A 21,589-nucleotide genomic window follows, 5' to 3' on the forward strand; every position below is an offset into this window, starting at 1 on the left:
TACGGGCGCTTCAGAACTTCATTCCAATTTTAGTTTTGTAACCTAGGTTGTCTTAATGCCGGCGCATGAAAAGCAGATGTCAGGAAGGACCGCGCCAGGGCGCGTTCTTCCGCGCGCCCTGCTTTTGGCCATGATGTGCGCGACCGCGCTGGCCGCCGAACCGAGGCCAGCAGCCGCCTTCTCGATCTTTGGTATCAAGCTCTGGGGCTCTTCCAGCGACGCGGACGCCGACATCGTCGACCCGCTGCGCTATGCTGTGACCATCGCTGTGCCCGATGCCGACAAGGATCTGGTCAAGAAGCTCGAAAACGCCTCGGCGCTGAAGGGCGACGAGGATCGGCCGGTTTCAGGCTCGCTCGGGCTGATGGCCAAAGCGCGCAGCGACCGTGAACAGCTGGTCGCGGCCCTTTATGCCGATGCCCGTTACGAAGGTGTGGTCACCATCACCATCGACGGCAAGCCGCTCGACGATTTGCCGCCGGACGCCGAATTCAAGGGTCCACAGCCGATTCCAGTGGCGATTTCTATCGCCGCCGGCCCCAAATTCACCCTCGGCAATATCAGGCTGGAAGGTGACGCGGCGGGGCTGATGAGCGCCGACTATGGCTTGATATCGGGTGGCGACGCCGGATCCGGCGCGGTGCTCAAGGCCGAGGCGCTGATCGTGCGGACGCTGAAGGAGCAGGGCAGGCCGCTGGCCAAGGTGACCGACCGGCAGATTGTCGCCGACCATGCCACCTCGACGCTCGACGTGACGCTGACGGTCGCCGCCGGCCCGGTCGCCGGCTATGGCGCGACGACGGTGGAAGGCACCGAGAAGGTCGACCGCGACTTCACCGAATACATGACCGGGCTGAAGCGCGGCAAGCAGTACTCGCCGCAGGAGATCAGCGACGCGCGCGACAGGCTGCTGGCGCTCGAGGTCTTCAACAGCGTGACATTCAAGGAAGCCGACAAGCTCGACGCCGACGGCAACATTCCGATCGGCGTCCAGGTCAGCGAGCGCAAGCCGCGCTATTTCGGGCTGGGCGGCACCTTCTCGAATACCGAGGGCCTTGGCCTGGAAGGTTATTGGGGGCACCGGAACCTGTTTGGTCACGCCGAAAAGCTGCGCATCGACGGCGCCATCAGCGGTATCGGCAGCAACAATCTGTCCGATCTGAACTACAATGCCGGCATCATGTTCGAGAAACCCGGCGTGATCGGGCCGGCATCGAAATTCTTTGCCAGTGTGAAGACGGTGCTCGAGCATCCGGACGCCTACGACCATTTCTCGGTCAAGGGCAGCACCGGCCTGTCCTACGAACTCGACAAGAAGCAGACCGTCTCAGCCGAGGTCGCGCTCGACTACTCTCGGATCCACGACGCATTCGGCAAGCACAAATACCTGATCGCCAGCATTCCGCTGCAATATGTCTACGATAACAGAGACAACCGGCTGAACCCGACCACGGGCTTCCGGGTGCTGGCCTATGCCGAGCCGAGCTACGACATCATGAGTGGTGCGGCCTTCCTCAAGCTGAAGGGCGAGGGATCGGCCTATCAGTCGCTGGATACGGCCTCGAAGTTCGTGCTGGCCGAGCGCGTCGCCGCCGGCTCGATCGTCGGCACCGGGCTGGAGAATGTTCCGGCCGACCGGCGTTTCTATTCCGGCGGCGGCGGTTCGGTGCGCGGCTATGCCTATCAAGGCATCGGCCCCAAGGATTTCAACCGTCAGCCAATCGGCGGCCTGTCCTTCTTCGAGACCTCGGTCGAAATGCGCATTGCCGTCACCGACACGATCGGCATCGTGCCGTTCGTCGACGCCGGCACGGTGTCGACCAAGGCGGTTCCCAACTTCTCCGACGTCAAGGTCGGCGCCGGCGTCGGCCTGCGCTATGTGACGCCGTTCGGGCCGTTGCGCATCGATGCGGCCGTGCCGCTCAACCGTGATCCCAGTGATCCGCATTTCGGCATCTATGCCGGCATCGGACAGGCATTCTGACGATGAAAACGGTCTGGCGCATCCTTCGCATTGTTCTCTACACGCTGCTGATCGTGGTCGCGGGCGCCATCGGCGCGCTCGTCGTTCTGACCAAGACCGAGCGCGGGCGCGACAATCTCGCCGGCATCATTTCGAAGCTGGCCTCAACCGACGACCGCAAGATCACGGTCAGCGGCATTGACGGCATCTGGTCGGGCGCGCTCAGCGTCGATCATGTCGTGCTGGAAGACCGCCAGGGCGCCTGGCTGGTGGCGCGCAAGGTCGCCGTCGACTGGTCGCCGCTTTCGCTGCTGTCGAAAAGCTTCAGCGCAGACCGCATAGCTGCCGAGCGCATCGAACTGGCACGCCTGCCGGTGGCAGGTCAGCAGCCGCCGGCGCAGAGCGGCACGACGACGCTGCCGGTCTCCATCGACATCAGAGAGATCGACCTGCCGGAAATCGCGCTTGGCCAGCAACTGGCCGGCAGCGGCATCGCCGAGCTTGCCGCCAAGGGAATGCTCAAGGCCGATGCCGCGCCGCTGGCGGTCGAGACGGTGCTCAACGTCACCCGCCATGACGGCAAGCAAGGCAATGTCGACGCCAAAATCCACTTTGCGCCTGACGACAACAGGCTCGACCTCGATCTCAAGGCGTCGGAACCATCAGGCGGCATCATCGCCAATCTGCTCAAGCTGCCCGACACGCCGCCGGTCGACATAGCCGTCTCGGGCACGGGACCGCTTGCCAACTGGAACGGTGTCGCCACGTTCACGGTCAACGGCAAGATCGTCACCCAGCTGACCGGCCGTCATCAGCTCACCGACAAGGGCAATCACGTCGAGGCCAAGGGCGACGGCGAGTTCGCGCCTTTCCTGCCGGAAAATCTGAGGCCGCTGTTTGCCGGCAAGACCAGCTTCGATGTCGCCGGCACCACCACATCGGCCGGTGGCATCACCGTCGACCGCGCCAACATCGAAAGCGATGCGATACATGGCACCGCGGCCGGCATCGCCGACCCTGCGGGCGCCAGCGACCTGTCGGTTGAAATTGCCGCCAAGGGCGCACCTGTGCCGATCACCGTGGGCAATGCGGCACAGCCGATCACGGTGGTCATCAGGAACATCACTGCCCGCGCCCTTGGCGACGGCAAGGCGCCGATCATCGACATTGGTGCCTCGCTGGTCTCGGTGGTGGCGGGCGGTACCCAGCTCAACGATCTTGCGGCGCAGATCCATTCCGACGGCTTCGATATTCAGAACCGCGCCGGGCCGTTTGCCGTCAAGCTGACGGCGGGTGGGCTGAAGACCGACGTGGCGACGCTGGCGCCGCTGATCACCGGCAAGGTCGATGTCGACCTCGCGGGATCGCTGAGCAAGGACGCCATCACCATCGATCAAGGCACGTTGCGCTCCGATGCGCTGAACGCCTCGCTGACGATGACGGTGGCGCTTGCTGATCTGTCGATGCAGCTCAAGATGAATGCCGATGCCGTGTCGACCGCCTTGCCGCCGCAGATCAGCTCAGTGCTGGGTGAGCGGGTGAAATTCTCGGCAGCCGCGACGCGCGATCCGCAGGGGGCCTTCGCCGCCAATTCGATTTCGTTCACTTCCGGGTCGCTCAGCGCCAGCGGCACCGCCAGCGCGCAAGGCAGCGACATCCAGGCCGACATCAAGGGCACACTGGGCGATGTTTCGGTGCTGTCGCCGATGGTCGGCGTGCCGGTTGCCGGCGGCGTCGATTTCGCCCTGTCGGCCAATGGCGCCAGGACAGCTCCGGATTTCACGGTCTCTGCCGACAGCGACAGCCTGACGGCCTCGGGCCGGACGGTGAAGGCGATCAAGCTGACAGCCAGCGGCAAGGCCGACATAGCAAGCCCATCGGCCAATGTTTCGCTGACCGGGACCGTCAACGACCAGCCACTCGACATCAAGGCGGCGCTGGTGACGAGCGAGGGTAAGCGCTCGATCAACGGTTTCCTGGTCTCGTTGGGCGACAACAAGGTTTCGGGCGACCTGGCGCTCGACGACAAGTTCATGCCGCTGGGCACGCTGACGCTCGCCGCACCGGCCATCGGCCAATTGGCGGCACTCGCCGGCCAGGCGGTGACCGGCGACATTAACGGCACCATCGGCTTTGCCAAGGACGGCGAGACGCCGTCAGTCACCATCGATGCCAGGAGCACCTCGATCGCGCGTGGCGAGGTGACGGCCAAGACCATCGCCGTCAACGCGCTGATCGCAAACTATCTCAAGGCACCGGCGATCTCGGGCGCCATCAAGGCTGACTCGGTCACATCCGGCGCCACCGGAATCAGCGGCATCGGCGTCGACCTGAAGCGCGACGGCGACTGGACCAATTTCACCGGTGGCGCCACCATTGCGGGCATTCCGGCGACCGCGGCCGGCCGGGTCAAGATCGCCCAGGGCACCACCAGCGTCGAGATCGCCTCGGGCGAAGCGACGGTGCGCGGCATCAAGGCAGCGATCGCTGAAGCCTCGGCCCTGACCATCGCCAATGGCACCACCAGCATCGAGAAGCTGGCGCTCGACATCGGCGGCGGCGCGGTGACGCTGTCGGGCAGCGCCGGCCAGACGCTCGATCTAGCGGCACAGTTCTCGGCGCTGCCAGCGGCCCTTGCCAATGATTTTGCGCCCGGCCTCGATGCCGTGGGTACGCTCGGCGGCACAGCGCAAGTCACCGGGACGCCGGCTGCGCCGGAGGTTCGGTTCAATGCGCAGCTTGCCGGCGTCGAAACCAGCCAGACCCGTCAGGCTGGGCTCGGGCCGCTCGCTGTCGATGCGGCCGGCGCCTATACTTTGGCCGGAGGCGTCGCCCTCGACCATGCCACGCTGTCCGGCGACAAGATTTCCGGCAAGGCCACGGGCACGATCAATCCGAACGGCGCCAGCGATTTTGCGCTTGATCTCACCTCATCCGGCCCGAGCCTGCCGCTGACCTTCGGAAGCGCTCAGAGCCCGGTGAAGATCGAGGTCCAGTCCTTGTCGGCAAAGGTGGCGGGCGAGAGCACGCAGGCCCGCCTGGACGTCTCCGCGATCCTGCCTTCGGTTACCACCAGCCCGGCCAAGGTGGAGGGGCTTGCCCTGGCCTTGCACTCGGACGCGTTCGATCTCAAGAACCGCGCCGGACCGGTTTCCGGCACGGTGTCGGTGGACAAGGTCGGTCTCGACAATGCCGCGATCGCGCCGCTGATCGCCGGCAAGGTCACGGCCGCGCTCAACGCGCGGCTGACATCGGACGCTGTCGCCATCGACAGCGGCTCGCTCAAAAGCGATGCGCTGAACAGCCAGGTCGCGGGCCAGGTATCGCTGCGCGACGGTGCCATAGATCTGAAGCTGAGTGCGGATGCCCCGTCATCGGCCTTGCCGGCGGCGGCGCGCGGCGTGCTTGGCGAACGCGCTCAGATCAGCGCCACGCTGAAGCGCGATCCCAAGGGCGGTATCAATGTCGAGGGGTTGAAGCTGGTCTCCGGCGCGCTGAGTGCGGCGGGGCAGGCGAGCCTTGCCGACAATAAGCTGGCCGCCGACATCACCGGCGCTCTCACCGACATGTCGCTGTTGTCCAAGGACGCCAAGGGCGCCATTGCCTTTGCCCTGAACGCTCAGGGGCCGGCCATCGCACCCGACCTGTCATTGACCATCAACAGCGATCGGCTGCTGGTGGCGGAGCGCGAGATCATCGGGCTGAAGCTGACGGCCACCGGCAAGGCCGATGCCGCGAACCCGGCGGCGAATGTACAGCTGACCGGCAATGTCGCGGGACAAGGCTTGCAAGGCAGCGCTGTGCTGGCAACGGCGGACGGCAAGAGCGCCATCAACGGCCTGCTCCTGTCGCTGGGCAAGAACAAGATCTCGGGCGATCTGGCGCTGGACGACAAGTTCGTGCCGGTAGGCACCATCTCGCTCGATCTGCCCGATATCGGGCCGCTCGCCGCGCTGGCGCTGGAAAAGGCCGAAGGCGATGTGCGCGGCACGATCGCCTTCTCGAAAAACGGCGCAGCACCCCAGGTCGCCATCAAGGCGGCCACCGGTTCGATCACGCGCGGCGACTTGCAGGCCAGGGCGGTTTCCATCGACGCACTGATCGCCAACTATCTCGCCGCTCCGGTGATCTCGGGCAAGATCCGCGCCGACACTGTCACATCGGGCGGCACCGTGATCAGCGGCATCAATGTCGATTTGAAGCGCGACGGGGACTGGACCGGCTTTTCCGGCGGCGCCACGGTCAAGGGCATTCCGGCGCAGGCCGCGGGCCGCGTGAAGGTGGCCAATGGCACCACCACCATCGAACTCGCTTCCGGCCAGGCGACCGTGCAGGGCATCAAGGCGGCCATCGCCCAGGCTTCGACCGTCAGCATCGCCAACGGCACGACGACGCTGGACCGGCTGGTGCTCAACCTCGGCGGCGGCACGGCGACGGTGACCGGCAAGGTCGGGCAGGCGCTCGATATCAATGCGACGCTGGCGAAGGTGCCGATGTCGCTCGCCAACAGTTTCTCGCCGGGTCTCGATGCCGCCGGGTCGATTTCCGGCACGGTGAAGGTGACCGGCGCGCCTGCCAGTCCGGCGGTTGCCTTCAATATTGACGCGGCGGGCGTGCAGACATCCCAGACCCGAGGCGCCGGTGTCGGGGCGGTGAATGTTTCCTCGTCCGGCACCTTTGCCGGAAACAAGCTGACCTTCAACGCCAATGTCAGCGATGGCGCCGGCCTTGGCCTCAAGGGCGGCGGCACGGTGACGACGGCGGGCACGCCGGCGCTGGTGCTCGACTTCAATGGCGCCGTGCCGTTCGGCATGCTCAGCCAGAAGCTGGCCGCGCAAGGCTTGGCGCTGACGGGAACCGCCAATGTCAATGTCCAGGTGCGTGGTCCGGCGACATCGCCCGTCATCGGCGGCAGCGTCAGCACCTCGGGTGCGCGGCTGGTCGATGCGCGCTCGGGGCTGGCCGTCAACGATCTCACGGCCGATGTCTCGATCGGCGGCGGCGTGGCCAAGATCAACCGGCTGACCGGAACCTTGTCGACGCGCGGCAGCCTGTCGGCCAGCGGCACGGTCGGCATCAACCCGGCGCAAGGTTTTCCGGCCGACCTGTCGATCAAGCTCACCGACGGCCGCTATACGGACGGGCGCGTGGTGACCGCCAATCTCGGCGGCGACCTGACGATAAAGGGGCCGCTGACATCGGCACCGGCGATTGCCGGCACCGTCAACCTCGCCAAGACCGTCATCACGGTTCCTGACAAATTGCCGGGCTCGCTCTCGGCGCTCGACGTCAAGCACAAGAACGCGCCCGGCGCTGTCAAGGCGCAGGACAAGGCGCTGCGCCCGGCGACGACGTCAGGCAAGAGCGGCGGCAGCGGGCTTGCGCTCGATGTCACCGTCAACGCGCCGAACCAGATCTTCATCCAGGGCAGGGGCGTCGATGCCGAGCTCGGCGGCTCGCTCAGGCTGACCGGCCCTGCTTCGTCGCCGCAGGCAGTCGGCACCTTCACCCTGCAGCGCGGCCGGCTGTCGATCCTCGGGAAACGGCTGACCTTCACCGAGGGCACCGTCGGCTTCTCCGGCTCGCTGGTGCCCTATCTCAACCTGACCGCGACAACGACAACGACGAGCGCCACCGTCACCATCGTGGTGTCGGGTGAGGCGACCAATCCGAAATTCACCTTCTTCTCGGTGCCGGCGCTGCCCGAGGACGAGGTGCTGGCGCAGCTGATCTTCGGCCGTTCGATGTCGAACCTGTCGCCGCTGCAGATCGCGCAGCTGGCCGAAGCGGCCGGGCAACTGGCCGGCGTCGGCGGCTCGACGTCGCTGCTGGAGAACCTGCGCAGCGCCATCGGTGTCGACGATCTCGATGTCACCACCGACGACAAGGGCGGCACGGCGGTCTCGGCCGGCAAGTACCTGAACGATCGCACCTACGTGACCATCCAGAAGGGCGACAAGCCGGGTTCGGGCAAGGCGACCATCGACCTCAATGTCGGGCGCGGCGTCAAGTTGCGCGGCGAGGCGACGGACGCCGGCGAGGCCAAGGGCGGCATCTTCTACGAGAAGGAATATTGAGGAGGCTGGCCCTTATCCCGGCTGGAACTGGCGCTGTCGTAACCGGTGCAAATGTCTCAGTTTAATCGCCCAAGGAGATTTTGGCGGAATCTGGGCACACTAGCAATTTTGCGCCAAGACTGTCGTTATCACGCGAACCGCTCTCCTTCCAAAGTTGCACATTCGCTAACATGTTCCCAATCCATGCCGGCTTTGACATCATGGCCTGGATGCGGAATGTTAATCGGCGGAAAGCCAACAATGGGAGTTAGTCATGACGATCTACAAGAGTAATGGCGACAGCGTTCCGGATCACATCCTGGCCATGGCCGAAGAAGCCAAGGCAGGTAATGTCGACCGCCGCGAATTCCTGGCGCTCGCCAGCGTCTTCGGCGCCTCGACGGCGATGGCCTATGGCCTGCTCGGTCTCGCCGACCCGACGCCGGCAAAGGCGGATGAGGTAAAGGGCAAGAAGGGCGGCACTCTCAAGATCGCCCAGTGGATCAAGGATCCGAAGGACCCACGCAAGGCCGACTGGTCGGAAATCGCCAATGCCGAGCGCCAGGCGCTCGAGCCGCTGGTCAAGTACACCACCGAATACACGTTCCGCCCCTATCTGCTGGAAAGCTGGGACGTCAACGACGACGCGACGCAGTACACGCTGCATGTGCGCAAGGGCGTGACCTGGCACAACGGCGATGCTTTCACCGCCGATGACGTGATACACAACTTCAACCGCTGGGGCGAGAAGGCCGCCGAAGGCAATTCCATGCCCGGCCGTCTTGGCACGCTGTTCGACGACAAGACGGGCAAGCTGCGTGAAGGCGCGGTTACCAAGGTCGACGACATGACTGTCAAGCTGTTGCTCACCAAGCCCGACATCTCGATCATTCCCGGCATTTGTGACTATGTTGCTCTCATCGTCCACAAGTCCTTCGACGAAAAGGGCGGCGACTTCAAGGCCTGCCCGATCGGCACCGGCCCGTTCGAACTCGTCTCTTATGATGTCGGCCAGAAAGTGGTCTACAAGCGCCGCGCCGACGACAAATGGTGGGACGGCGAAGTGTTCCTCGATGGCCTGGAGTTCATTGACTACGGCACCGATCCGGCAGCCATGGTCAGCGCTTTCGAAGCCGGCGAAGTGCACACCAATTTCGAGACCTCGGCCGACTATGTGTCGATCCTCGACGGTATGAACCTGGTCAAGTCCGAGGTCGTCACCGCCTCGACCATCGTGTGCCGCACCAACGTCAACAACAAGCCTTACGGCGACAAGAAGGTGCGCAACGCGCTGCAGCTTGCAGTCGACAACAACGTCGTCCTCCAGCTCGGCTACGGCAATGCCGGTTCGGTCGCCGAGAACCACCATGTCTGCTCGATCCATCCGGAATATTACGAGCTGCCCAAGGTTGCCCGTGACCCGGCCAAGGCGAAGGCGCTGATGGCGGAAGCCGGCCAGGCCGATTTCGAACATGAACTGATCACCGTCGACGAGGACTGGCACAAGAACACCGGCGATGCGATTGCCGCGCAGCTGCGCGACGCCGGTATCAAGGTGAAGCGCACCGTGCTGCCGGGTTCGACGTTCTGGAACGACTGGCTGAAGTATCCGCTGTCGATGACCAACTGGAACATGCGGCCGCTCGGCGTCCAGGTTCTGGCGCTGGCCTATCGCACCGGCGAGGCCTGGAACGAGGCTGCCTGGTCGAACCCCGACTGGGATGCCAAGCTCAATGCGGCGCTTGCCGTTGCCGACGCTGCCAAGCGCAAGGAAATGATGAAGGATATCGAGCAGATCCTGCAGGATTCCGGCATCATCATCCAACCCTACTGGCGCAAGCTCTACAGCCACTCGGTCAAGGCGGTGCAGAACTACAAGATGCACCCGACCTTCGAGCGCGACTACGGCAAGATCTGGCTCGACCAGGCTTGATCGCACAGACAAGGGAAAGGGGCGTCAGCCTCTTTCCCTGCTGTTTGCATCATCTGTTCCCGTTGGTCCGCGCTTCTCCAAAAAAGTTGCGGACTCCCGGGCGAGGTCGTGCAACAAAAACAGGGTTGATCGCATCCGAAGGCCTGTTTGACAGCCAGCCTCGCCGGTCACGGCAGGGTTGGCTTTCATAGCCGGCTCAAACCCCAACCCATCGGCAGGGGGCCGCCATGCTTTCCTTCGTTATCAGGCGTCTTGGCACCATGGCATTGACGATGCTGTGCCTGACCATGGTCGTCTTCTTCCTGATCAACCTTGAACCCAATCTGAAGAAGCTGGCGATCAGCCAGACCGAAATGCATACGTCGGCCGAGCAGCTCGAGAGCTGGCTGGCCGGGCATGGCTACCGGCAGAACTTCTTCGTCCGCTATGGGCAGTGGCTGGGCATCATGCCCAAGCAGCCGGTGACCGATCCGGCGACCGGCAAGCCGGCGCAGCGTTTCTCGTTCTGCAATGATCCGATCGTGCCGACCTTCGCCGGCGTTTTCGAGGGTGATTTCGGCTGCTCGACCAAGTTCAAGGCAACGGTCGCCTCGAAATTGTTCCCTGCCCTTGGTGCGACCGGCATCCTGATGTTCTGGGTGCTGGTGGTGATGGTGCCGATCTCGCTCTTGATCGGCATCCTGGCCGGTATGCGCGAGGGCTCGCGAACCGACCGGGTGCTGTCGGTGGCCTCGATAGCCTCGACGGCGACACCCGAATATGTGTCGGGCGTCATCTTCACCGTGATCTTCGCCTCCTGGCTTGGCTGGCTGAACGGCTCGGCCGCGTCGGCGAGCCAAGGCATCACCTTCTACAATTTCACGCTGCCGGTCATGACGCTGGCGATCTACGGCATCGGTTATATCGCCCGCATGACGCGCGCCTCGATGGTCGAGGTGATGACGCAGCAATATATCCGCACCGCCCGGTTGAAGGGTCTCTCCTTCGGCAGCGTGGTGGTCAAACATGCGCTGCGCAATGCGCTGATCGCGCCGTTCACCGTCATCATGCTGCAGTTTCCCTGGCTGCTCACCGGCGTCGTCATCGTCGAGGTGATGTTCCGCTACCAGGGTTTTGGCTACACGCTGGTCGAGGCCGCCGGCAACAACGACATCGACCTGCTGCTGGGCTGCTCGCTGGTCTCGGTGTTCATCGTCCTGATCACGCAGCTCATTTCCGATGTCGGCTACGCGTTTCTCAATCCGCGTATCAGAGTTCAGTAGGGGGCGAAGCGGATGCAGGTCCAATATATCAGTGCCTTCACCGTCGTTCTCGAAGTGCTGTCGCGCTTCTGGCCGGTCTGGATCGCGCTCATCATCGTCATGGGGGCGAGCTTCGCCTACAAGAAGAAGCTCGCGCTCTACGGACAGCTGTTCGACAGCGGCGTCGGCATCGTCGGTGTTGGTATCTGCCTGTTCTGGCTGTTCACGGCGATCTTCGCGGCGACCATCTCGCCCTTCGATCCGCTGGCCCAGATCCCCGTGATGAAGGACGTGCTGCCGGGCGCGGTGGAGCCGCAGTCAGGTCTGGTCTATCTGTTCGGCGGCGACAAGCTTGCGCGCGACGTGTTTTCGCGCATGGTCTACGGCAGCCAGATCGTGCTGATCATCGCGCCGGCGGCGACCGGCTTCGCGCTCATGGTCGGCATCACGCTTGGCCTGCCGGCTGGTTATTATGGCGGCAAGATCGATACCGTGCTGTCGTTCCTGGCCAACCTCGTGCTGGCGTTCCCGGTGATTCTGCTGTTCTACCTGCTGGTGACCCCGGGCATCATGGACACGCCAATCCCCTATGCGATGGCCGGCGTGTTCTTCCTGTTTCCGATCATCTTCTTCAGCGTGCTGTTCTGGACGCGCTACAAGAACCGGCCCGACCGGATCTACATCCTGCTCGGCCTAACGCTGATCATAGGCGGCTGGATCTATCTCGGCCTTGTCTTCGACAGGGACCCGCTGCACATCGTCCACATCGATCCCAACCAGCTCAACATCTTCGTGGCGGTCGTGTTTGCCTCCAGCCCCGGCGTGTTCCGCATCGTGCGCGGCCTGGTTATGGACATCAAGACGCGCGACTATGTGGCGGCGGCGCAGACGCGCGGTGAATCGCCCTGGTACATCATGCTGTGGGAAATCCTGCCCAATGCGCGCGGACCGCTGATCGTCGATGCCTGCCTGCGCATCGGCTACACCACCATTCTGCTCGGTACGCTGGGCTATTTCGGCCTCGGCCTGGCGCCGGAAAGTCCTGACTGGGGCACGGCGATCAAGGACGCCAGCCGCTTGTTGCGCTCCTTCATCCACCCGGCGCTGCCGCCGACGATCGCGCTGATGAGCTTCGTTTTGGGGCTCAATCTGCTCGCCGATTCCCTGCGCGAGCAATCGATGAAAGACTGATGGAGCGGCCTTCGACCCCAAGTGAGAAGAGCCGGACCTGAGAACCAAGGATTGGAGCGACCCATGAACGAGGCAGTTCGAAATCCCGCAGAGCCGATCATCGAGATCGAAAATCTGTCGATCTCCTTCTTCACCCGCAAGGGCGAGATACCGGCCGTCATGGATTTTTCCTGCACGGTCATGCCGGGTGAGGCGATGGGCATCGTCGGTGAGTCCGGCTGCGGCAAGTCGACCGTGTCGCTCGGCATCATGCGAGACCTCTCCAACATCGGGAAGATCGTCGGCGGCAAGATCAAGTTCCAGGGCAAGGATATGGGCGAACTCTCCGACGAGGAGCTGCGCGCCATCCGCGGCAACAAGATTGCCATGATCTACCAGGAGCCGATGGCCAGCCTCAACCCGGCGATGAAGGTCGGCCAGCAACTGATGGAAGTGCCGCTGATCCACGACAAGGTGTCGAAGGAAGAGGCCTACAAACGCTCCCTCGACATGGTGCGCGCGGTCAAGCTTCCGGACCCCGAGCGCATGATGCGCTCCTATCCGCACCAGCTTTCCGGCGGCCAGCAACAGCGCATCGTCATCGCCATGGCGCTGCTGTCGAAGCCAGCGCTGCTTCTGCTCGACGAGCCGACGACGGCGCTCGACGTCACGGTGGAGGCGGGCATCGTCGAACTGGTCAAGGGGCTCGGCGAGAAGTTCGGCACCTCGATGATCTTCGTGTCGCACAATCTCGGCCTCATCCTCGAGACCTGCGATCGCATCACGGTAATGTATTCGGGCGAAGCGGTGGAGACCGGCAAGATCAAGGACGTGTTCGACCGGATGCGCCATCCCTACACACAAGGGCTGTTCCGTTCGATCCCGCTGCCGGGCGCCGACAAGAATTCGCGGCCGCTGATCTCCATCCCGGGGCAATTGCCGCTGCCGCATGAGCGGCCGAAGGGCTGCAATTTCGGCCCGCGCTGCCACCATTTCGTCGAGGGCGTCTGCAACGCCGCCGAGATTCCGATGATCGAGGTCGCTGGCCACGAGGGCCATTTCTCGCGCTGTGTGCGCTTCAACGAGATCGACTGGGAAGCGCTGCCGCCCGGCGCCAAGAAGGTCAATGAGCGCGTCGTGCCCGGCGCGCCGGTGCTCAAGATCGAGGATCTGAGGAAATACTACAAGGTTGGCGGCAGCGAGGTGTTCGGGTCGAGTGAAGGCCGCGTCGTCAAGGCCAACGAGACGATCTCGTTCATGGCGCGCGAATCCGAGACCGTCGCCATTGTCGGTGAATCCGGCTGCGGAAAGTCGACACTGGCCAAGGTGTTGCTTGGCCTGGAGACTGCCAGTGCCGGCACGGTGACGCTAGGCAACAAGGAGATCCAGTCAACCGGCATCGAGAGCCGCAGTGTCGAAACCGTGTCGTCGATCCAGATGGTGTTCCAGAATCCGTTCGACACGCTCAACCCCAGCCATTCGGTCGGTTCGCAGATCATCCGCACGCTGGAGAAATTCAACGTCGGCAAGACGGTCGCCGACCGCCGCAAGCGCATGCTGGAACTGCTCGACCTGGTGAAGCTGCCGCGGGCCTTCGAGACCCGCAAACCGCGCCAGCTGTCGGGCGGCCAGAAGCAGCGCATCGGCGTGGCGCGCGCCTTTGCCGGCGACGCCAAGGTGGTGGTGGCCGACGAGCCGGTGTCGGCGCTCGACGTGTCGGTGCAGGCGGCGGTGACCGAGCTGTTGATGGATATCCAGCGCAAGAACAAGACGACGATGCTGTTCATCAGCCACGATTTGTCCGTCGTGCGCTACATCGCCGACCGCGTCGTCGTCATGTATCTCGGCTACATCGTCGAGCAGGGCACGACCGACCAGATCTTCGCGCCGCCCTATCACCCCTATACCGAGGCGCTTTTGTCGGCGATCCCGATCGCCGACACCAGCGTGGTGAAGCGGCATATCGTGCTGGAGGGCGATATCCCGTCGGCGATGAACCCACCGTCGGGCTGTCCGTTCCAGACGCGCTGCGGCTACAAGAAGCTAGTGCCGGACAATCTGTGCGAGACCAAGGTGCCACCGGTCAAGCATCTCGGCGATGGCCATATGAGCCTGTGCTGGCTGGCCGACGACGTGCTGGCGACGATGGAGCCGGTGATCAAGTTCGACAAGGAACATGCTGCGCATGAGGGCGTGCCGGAAGACGCGCCGCATGGCGAAGGTCCAGGCTTTGCCGGTTCGCCGCCGGCGCGGCCGAGCGGCAAAAACGCCAATGCGGAAGCCGATGCGGCCGGAAAGGCTGCCGAGGACGCGGACGCCGTCTTGCGAGCCCGTCGCCACGAAGTCCGCGACGAGATTTCCGAAACCGGTGTCTCAAAGCCGAAAGATACGACAAGGCGGCACTGACCCAGGGCTGAGTGTCAGCTCCCGCATTGCCGTAGCTGCACATCATAGTCGCGCGCCATCTTGTCGGTGGCGCGGGCGTAGCCCTGCACGCCGGCGTCGCCGCGGTTGCCGCGGCCATAGGCGGTCCAGCCGAGATAGTAGGCGAGGTAGAGATTGTAGGTGTCGTTGCGGGCCACGCCGTATGTGTCGGCTGTCTTGGAGTGATACCAGCCGACGAAATCGACGGCGTCGGCGAATTTGGTGCGCCGCGCCGCCCAGTTGCCGGTCTCGCGCTGATATTGCGACCAGGTGCCGTCCAGCGCCTGCGAGAAGCCGGTGGCCGACGAGACATGCTTCCACGGAATGAAGCCGAGCAGCTTAGTGCGCGGGGGACGGGCATTGCTCTTGAAGCCGGATTCTTTGCGCACCGTCGCCATCAGCACGGGGACGGGAATGCCGTATTTCTGCGAGGCGCGTTCGGCGGCCGACTGCCAGTTGTCGAACCAGCCGTCATTCTGGTCGAAGACGGCACAGACATTGTTGATGTGGCTGGGCGCTGTCGCGCAGGCCGACAACGCCAGCAGAACGCCAACCGCTACAATTTTACTAAAACTCGACCTACGCATGGGATGAGCAATAGGCCGAAATCATAAAAGGAATCTTGCTGCATCCGTTAACGCTTCGCCGGGACGAGCGATCTCGGGAAAAAATGCCGTATTGATATTACGACGCTTTCTGCCGCTTTTTATAAAATGAAACTGCATAAATGCCGCCGTGGCTAAAATCACGCCTGTAAACGGCGTATTTCTGACAGCTTGCCCTGTTTGCCAAGGCTTTGATGCCTGGCATGAACGAACCAAGACGCAAGCGCGGCGCCGAGCGCACCAGCAATCGGGGCCCAGTGCCGATCCCGCAGCTGCCGCAAAGGCGGGTGATCAATCCCTATCCGCCGATGGCGTTGCTGTCGCCCGACCAGATCGAGGCGATCCACCAGGCATCGATGCATATATTGGAAAATTTCGGCATCGAGGTGATGAGTCCGCGGGCGCTGTCGCTGTTCGAGAAGGCGGGTGCCGTGGTCGATCACGCCTCGGCGAATGTCCGCATCGATCGCGGCATGGTCGACGCGGCGCTGAAGACCACACGGTCCGTTTATACGCTGACCCCACGCAACCCGGCCAACACGATCCATCTCGGCGGCAGCACCATCAATTTCACCCTCGTTGCCGGGCCGCCCAATGTGCACGATATGGAACGTGGCCGCCGCGCCGGCAATCTGCGCGACTACGCGGATCTCACCCGGCTGGCGCAGCATTTCAACTGCGTCCACATGCTCGGCAACCAGGTCTGCGCACCGGTTGAGCTGCCGGCCAACTCGCGCCATCTCGACACCTACTTCACCAACTTGACGCTGACCGACAAGAGTTTCCATGTCTCGGCGATCGGCCGGGGCAGGGCGCTGGACGGCATCGAGATGATGGCGATCGCGCGCGGGCTGACGCTGGACCAACTGCGCGACGATCCCGGCATCGCAACCATCATCTCGGTCAACTCGCCGCGCCGCTTCGACGAGATGATGGCCGAGGGCCTGATGACCATGGCCGAGTTCGGCCAGTCGGTGGCGGTGACGCCGTTCACGCTGATGGGGGCGATGAGCCCGGTGACGCTGGCGGGTGCCCTGGCGCAGCAGAATGCGGAGGCGCTGTTCGGCGTCGTACTGACGCAGCTCGTGCGGCCGGGCGCGCCGGTCATGTATGGCGCCTTCACCTCCAATGTCGACATGAAGTCGGGCGCGCCAGCGTTCGGCACGCCGGAGAATACCAAGGCCAACGTCGCCTCGGGGCAGTTGGCGCGGCGCTACGGGCTGCCATACCGCACGACGCCGGGCTCGGCCTCCAACGCCGCCGATGCGCAAGGCGCCTATGAGACGCTGATGGCGCTGTGGGGCGCTATACTTGGCCATGGCAATCTCGTCTACCACGCCGCCGGCTGGCAGGAGGGTGGGCTGACGGCGTCGTTCGAAAAATTCATCATCGATGTCGAGATGATCCAGCACATGATGGAATTCCTGCGCCCGATCGTGGTCGACGAGGCGGAACTTGCCGTCGAGGCGCTGGGCGCGGTGCCGACGGGCGGCCATTTCTTCGGCGAGCCGCACACGCTGGAGCGCTACGCCACCGCCTTCTACCAGCCGATGCTCTCCAACTGGCAGAATTACGAGGCCTGGCAGGAGGCCGGCAGCCTCGACGCCACGGCGCGCGCGACGCGGCTGTGGACGAAAGCGCTGGATGACTATGTCGAGCCGGCGATGGATGTCGCCGTGCGTGAAGAGCTTGAGGCGTATGTCGCCAGGCGCAAGGAAGCGATCGGGCAGGGCGAGCCGTGATGCCTCCCATCCTGATTCATCTCACCCATCCAATCCATTGATATCAGAGAAGAATCCATGAAATCGCATGCAAAGGTCGTGGTTATTGGCGGTGGCGTCGTCGGATGCTCCGTGCTGTTCCATCTCGCCCGCCATGGCTGGACCGACGTGGTGCTGCTGGAGCGTGACGAACTGACATCGGGCTCGACGTGGCACGCGGCGGGCGGCATGCACACGATCAATGGCGACCCCAACGTCGCCAAGCTGCAGAAATACACCATCAACCTCTACAAGGAGATCGAGGAGCTTTCCGGCCAGGCGACCGGCGTGCACCTGACCGGCGGCGTGCTTCTGGCGGCGACCGAGGCGCGGCTGGACTGGCTGCGCGGCGTCGTCGCCAAGGGCCGCTATCTCGGCATCGAGCTGGAGGAAATCTCGCCGAATGAGGCGGCCGAACTGATGCCGCTGCTCGACCCCAAGCAGTTCGTCGGTGCCGTCAGGAACAAGGAGGACGGCCATCTCGATCCGTCGGGGGTCACCCATGCCTATGCCAAGGCGGCGCGGAAACTTGGAGCGGAAATAGAACGCTTCACCAAGGTCGAGGACATCGTTCGGCGGCCCGACGGGATGTGGCGCGTCATCACCAACAAGGGCGAGGTGGTGGCCGAGCATGTCGTCAATGCCGGCGGCCTGTGGGCGCGCGAGGTCGGCCGCATGGTCGGGCTCGAATTGCCGGTGCTGGCGATGGAGCACATGTACCTGATCACCGAGGACATGCCGGAGGTCGCCGCCTGGAACGCCAAGACCGGCACCGAGATCATCCATGCGGTCGATTTCGACGGCGAACTCTATCTGCGCCAGGAGCGCGGCGGCATGCTGATGGGGACCTATGAGAAGGCCAACAAGCCTTGGTCCGAGCATCAGACGCCGTGGAGTTTCGGCCATGAATTGCTGGCGCCTGACATCGATCGCATCGCGCCGTCGCTGGAGGTCGGGTTCAGGCATTTCCCGGCCTTCCAGAACACAGGCATCAAGCAAATCATCAACGGGCCCTTCACCTTTGCGCCGGATGGAAATCCGCTGGTCGGGCCGGTGCGCGGCCTGCCCGGTTTCTGGGTCGCCTGCGGTGTCATGGCCGGTTTCTCACAGGGCGGTGGGGTCGGTCTTGCGCTGTCCAACTGGATGATCGAGGGCGATCCCGGCGCCGACATCTGGGCCATGGACGTGGCGCGCTACGGCGACTGGGCGACGATGGCCTACACCAACGCCAAGGTGCGCGAGAATTATTCGAGGCGCTTCTCGATCCGCTTCCCCAACGAGGAACTGCCTGCAGGGCGGCCGCTGAAGACGACGCCGGTCTATGATTTGTTGTCGGCCAAGGGCGCGCAGTTTGGCGTCGCTTATGGGCTGGAGGTGCCGCTGTGGTATGCGCCGGCAGGCATCAAGGACGAGTTCTCCTGGCGGCGTTCCAGCGATTTTTCCCATGTTGCCGGAGAGGTTGCGACTGTTCGCGATGGCGTCGGCCTGTCGGAGATTTCGAGCTTCGCCAAATACAAGGTGACGGGTGAGGGGGCGGCTGCCTGGCTCGATAAGATGCTTGCCTGCAAGTTGCCGAAACCCGGCCGCATGACGCTGGCGCCGATGCTGAAAGAAGACGGCAGGCTGATCGGCGATTTCACGCTGGCCAATCTGGGCACAGATGGCTGGTTCCTCGCCGGCTCCGGCATTGCCGAGCAGTACCACATGCGCTGGTTCGAGTCGCATCTGCCAGGCGACGGCTCGGTTCATATCGAAGCGCTGGGAGCGAAACTCACCGGCCTTGCGATTGCCGGCCCGAAGGCGCGGGAAGTGCTGGCCAAGGTCAGCCGCGCCGATGTCTCCAACGCGGCGTTTCCGTTCATGGCGGCGGCAAAGATGGATATCGGCATGGCGCCGTGCCTGGTCGGCCGTGTCAGCTACACCGGCGATCTCGGCTACGAGATCTGGGTGGCGCCGGAATATGAGCGTGCGGCCTATCAGGCGCTGATGGCGGCGGGCGAAGAATTCGGCATCGGCCTGTTCGGCTCGCGCGCGCTGAACGCGCTGCGGCTGGAGAAGAATTATGGCTCATGGGGACGCGAATACCGGCCGATCTACGGGCCGCTGGAAGCCGGGCTCGACCGCTTCGTCGCCTATGGCAAGGAGGCGGACTTCATCGGCAAGGCGGCGGCACTGGCCGAGCGCAAGCAGGGCGGCAAGTTACGACTGCGCAGCTTCATCGTCGACGCCGACGACGCCGATGTCATCGGCGACGAGCCGATCTGGTTCGGCGGCTCGGTGCGCGGCTGGGTCACGTCAGGCGGCTACGCCCATCACTCGAAAAAGTCGGTCGCCGTCGGTTATGTGCCGAAGGACATCGCCGAGGAGAGTGACGGCTTCGAAATCGAGCTGCTGGGCAAACGCCACGCGGCGCGCATCCAGGCTGCGCCGCTGTTCGATGCCAATTTCGAGCGGATGCGGGGGTGAGGGCTCACCCCCGCATGCGACCTCAGGCGTTGCCGCGGTTGTCCAGCGCGAAGGCGCCGGCGCCGGCGAAGACCAGATAGAGGAAGATGAAGCAAAAGGAGATTGCCGCGTCGCCGCCATTGTTGGCCGGGAAGAAGTCGCGCGGCATGTGTGCCATGAAATAGGCGATCGCCATTTCGCCGGCCAGAAGGAACGCCACGGGCCGCGTGAACAGGCCAAGCGCCAGCAGGATGCCGCCGGCGAATTCGAGAATGCCGGCGGCCGTCGTCAGCCCGTTGAGGGTGTGAGGCTCGGCGCTGACGGGGAAGTTGAACAGTTTCTGGCTGCCATGCTCGATGAACTGCAGCGCGGTCATGATGCGCAGGACGCCGAGCGCCTGCGGCTGGTATTTGGAGAGGCCTTCAAAAAGCTTCATCTGAAACTCCATTTTCACCCTCCCGGCCCGGCCATAAATTATCGCCCGGCCATCGACCACTCACTTCCCATGGCATGCCATCAACAATCGGTGATTGGAAATGTTCCCTGGTATGCCCTTTGATGTTGTTCTCGTCTGGGTTGCATTTATATCGCTATGGTTGTATTGATACGGACACTCTGAACATATGGGTTCCCTTGCCATGAAAAAAATCATCATCAGCCTGTTCGCACTCCTTGCAGGCACCAGCTTGGCCATGGCCGAGGACGCCGGCTGCGAGGCCTTCAAATGGCCGGTGACGCGGGAACAGGCGCTGTTTGCCGCACCGCCCTCGACACCGTCCGGAACGACGCTGACGGTGGGCGCTGCCGCGGATCTGGTCCTCGTCCCGGCGGAGAAAGCCGGCTTTGCGCTGCCGCCCGAACGCGCATCGGCAGAGGGCACGTTTGGCGCCATCGCCAGCGTGCAGGTGCCGCCTGGAGGGGCCATTCAGATCAGCCTGTCCGGCGAGGCCTGGATCGATGTCATCCAGGATGGCAAGGCCATCAAGTCGGCGGGCTATAGCGGCGTGAAAACCTGCCCTGGCATCCGCAAGAGCGTGCGTTTCAAGCTTGCGGCCGGCCCGGCCACTGTCCAGTTCAGTGGCGCGAAAAAGGCTGAGCTGAAGGTCGCGGTGCTGACGCCGGAATGAACCGACGCCAGCAAGCGTGACATCCGCGACTGGCGCGAACCTTTATCGCGCTGGCGCCAGAAGCGCGAAATACGCGCCTTGCGGGTCCTGGCACTGCACGATCCACTGGCCGGTCGGTACGGCCATCGGACCCATGACGAGCTTGCCGCCATTGTCGGTGACGCGTTTGGCCGCGGTGTCGATGGCAGCGACGTTGAAATAGAACAGCCAGACGGGAACGGCGAGCTGCGGCGGTTTGTTCATGATGCCGCCGCCTGATTCAGGCCCCGCCTTGAAGGTCTGGTAGACACCCATTTCGCCGATGTCGAAATCACCCGCGCTGGTCCAGCCGAACTGGCTGGAATAAAAGTCGAACGCAGCCTGCCGGTCCGAGGCATAGAGCTCATGCCAGCCGACATGGCCTGGCGTCGCAGCCGGCAGGGTCGGCTGGTCGGGGAGATTGGGCTTCAGGAACATGAAGGTCGCACCTTGCGGGTCCGCCACGACGGAGAAGCGGCCGACGCCAGGGATATCGTCGGGCTGGCGGTGCACAGCCCCGCCGGCGGCCTTCACCGCCTCCGTCGAGGCATCGACATCCCTCGTGTGGATATAGCCGACCCAGGCCGGCGGCATACCCATCTTGGCGGCGTCATCGGGCAGCGTCATCAGCCCGCCGACGCCGCGTTCGGCGGAGTTCACAACGACATAGCGCGGCATGCCCGGCGCCTTGTCGAAAGGTTCAGCCGTCCAGCCGACAATTTTGGTGTAGAAGGCCTCGGCGGCATCGAGGTCGGATGTCATCAGTTCGTACCAGAAGAAGGGCATCGGGGATTTCGGCATGGTCGGTCTCCTCACCGTTCAGCATCGATCGTTGTTCGATCCATCG

Annotated in this window: 12 protein-coding genes; 9 read left to right on the forward strand and 3 right to left on the reverse strand. The window is 63.7% G+C overall.

Features of this window, described 5'->3' with window-relative positions; all coding sequences use genetic code 11:
- Positions 1-55 precede the first annotated feature (55 nt).
- The 6 genes from HGP13_RS16270 (at position 56) to HGP13_RS16295 (ending at position 14,769) form a co-directional block, all read left to right on the forward strand.
- Positions 56-1,984 (forward strand): autotransporter assembly complex family protein, encoded by a 1,929-nt coding sequence (locus HGP13_RS16270; protein ID WP_172227209.1) that lies wholly within the window; start codon positions 56-58, stop codon positions 1,982-1,984.
- Between the two features lie 2 nt (positions 1,985-1,986).
- Positions 1,987-8,040 (forward strand): translocation/assembly module TamB domain-containing protein, encoded by a 6,054-nt coding sequence (locus tag HGP13_RS16275; RefSeq protein WP_172227211.1) that lies wholly within the window; start codon positions 1,987-1,989, stop codon positions 8,038-8,040.
- Between the two features lie 253 nt (positions 8,041-8,293).
- Positions 8,294-9,952: an ABC transporter substrate-binding protein gene (locus tag HGP13_RS16280; protein WP_172227213.1), complete on the forward strand. Its 1,659-nt coding sequence runs from the start codon at positions 8,294-8,296 to the stop codon at positions 9,950-9,952.
- A 227-nt stretch (positions 9,953-10,179) separates the two neighbouring features.
- Positions 10,180-11,214 carry an ABC transporter permease gene (locus tag HGP13_RS16285; protein ID WP_172227215.1) on the forward strand — a complete coding sequence of 345 codons (1,035 nt, stop codon included), beginning with the start codon at positions 10,180-10,182 and terminating at the stop codon, positions 11,212-11,214.
- 12 nt (positions 11,215-11,226) lie between these two features.
- Positions 11,227-12,384: an ABC transporter permease gene (locus HGP13_RS16290; protein ID WP_172227217.1), complete on the forward strand. Its 1,158-nt coding sequence runs from the start codon at positions 11,227-11,229 to the stop codon at positions 12,382-12,384.
- 63 nt (positions 12,385-12,447) lie between these two features.
- Positions 12,448-14,769 (forward strand): ABC transporter ATP-binding protein, encoded by a 2,322-nt coding sequence (locus HGP13_RS16295; RefSeq protein ID WP_172227219.1) that lies wholly within the window; start codon positions 12,448-12,450, stop codon positions 14,767-14,769.
- Positions 14,770-14,783: 14 nt separating this feature from the next.
- Here HGP13_RS16295 and HGP13_RS16300 read toward each other — a convergent pair whose 3' ends face one another.
- Entirely contained in the window at positions 14,784-15,374 is a 591-nt protein-coding gene (locus tag HGP13_RS16300; RefSeq protein ID WP_172227221.1) for a transglycosylase SLT domain-containing protein, read from the reverse strand.
- 221 nt (positions 15,375-15,595) lie between these two features.
- Between HGP13_RS16300 and HGP13_RS16305 the strand changes: the two genes are divergently transcribed.
- Entirely contained in the window at positions 15,596-17,134 is a 1,539-nt protein-coding gene (locus tag HGP13_RS16305; RefSeq protein WP_172227223.1) for a trimethylamine methyltransferase family protein, read from the forward strand.
- Positions 17,135-17,191: 57 nt separating this feature from the next.
- Positions 17,192-19,618 (forward strand): FAD-dependent oxidoreductase, encoded by a 2,427-nt coding sequence (locus HGP13_RS16310; protein ID WP_172227226.1) that lies wholly within the window; start codon positions 17,192-17,194, stop codon positions 19,616-19,618.
- A gap of 22 nt (positions 19,619-19,640) precedes the next feature.
- Here HGP13_RS16310 and HGP13_RS16315 read toward each other — a convergent pair whose 3' ends face one another.
- Positions 19,641-20,033, reverse strand: coding sequence for a DoxX family protein (locus HGP13_RS16315; RefSeq protein ID WP_172227228.1), 393 nt, complete (start codon positions 20,031-20,033; stop codon positions 19,641-19,643).
- Between the two features lie 187 nt (positions 20,034-20,220).
- Here HGP13_RS16315 and HGP13_RS16320 point away from each other — a divergent pair, with 187 nt between their 5' ends.
- Positions 20,221-20,724, forward strand: a complete 504-nt coding sequence (locus tag HGP13_RS16320) for a hypothetical protein (protein WP_172227230.1) — start codon at positions 20,221-20,223, stop codon at positions 20,722-20,724.
- Positions 20,725-20,766: 42 nt separating this feature from the next.
- Here the strand turns inward: HGP13_RS16320 and HGP13_RS16325 are convergent, their stop codons facing one another.
- On the reverse strand, positions 20,767-21,543 hold the full coding sequence (locus HGP13_RS16325; RefSeq protein WP_172227232.1) for a VOC family protein: 777 nt from the start codon (positions 21,541-21,543) through the stop codon (positions 20,767-20,769).
- Positions 21,544-21,589 lie beyond the last annotated feature (46 nt).

Source organism: Mesorhizobium sp. NZP2077, assembly GCF_013170805.1.
Lineage (GTDB): Bacteria > Pseudomonadota > Alphaproteobacteria > Rhizobiales > Rhizobiaceae > Mesorhizobium.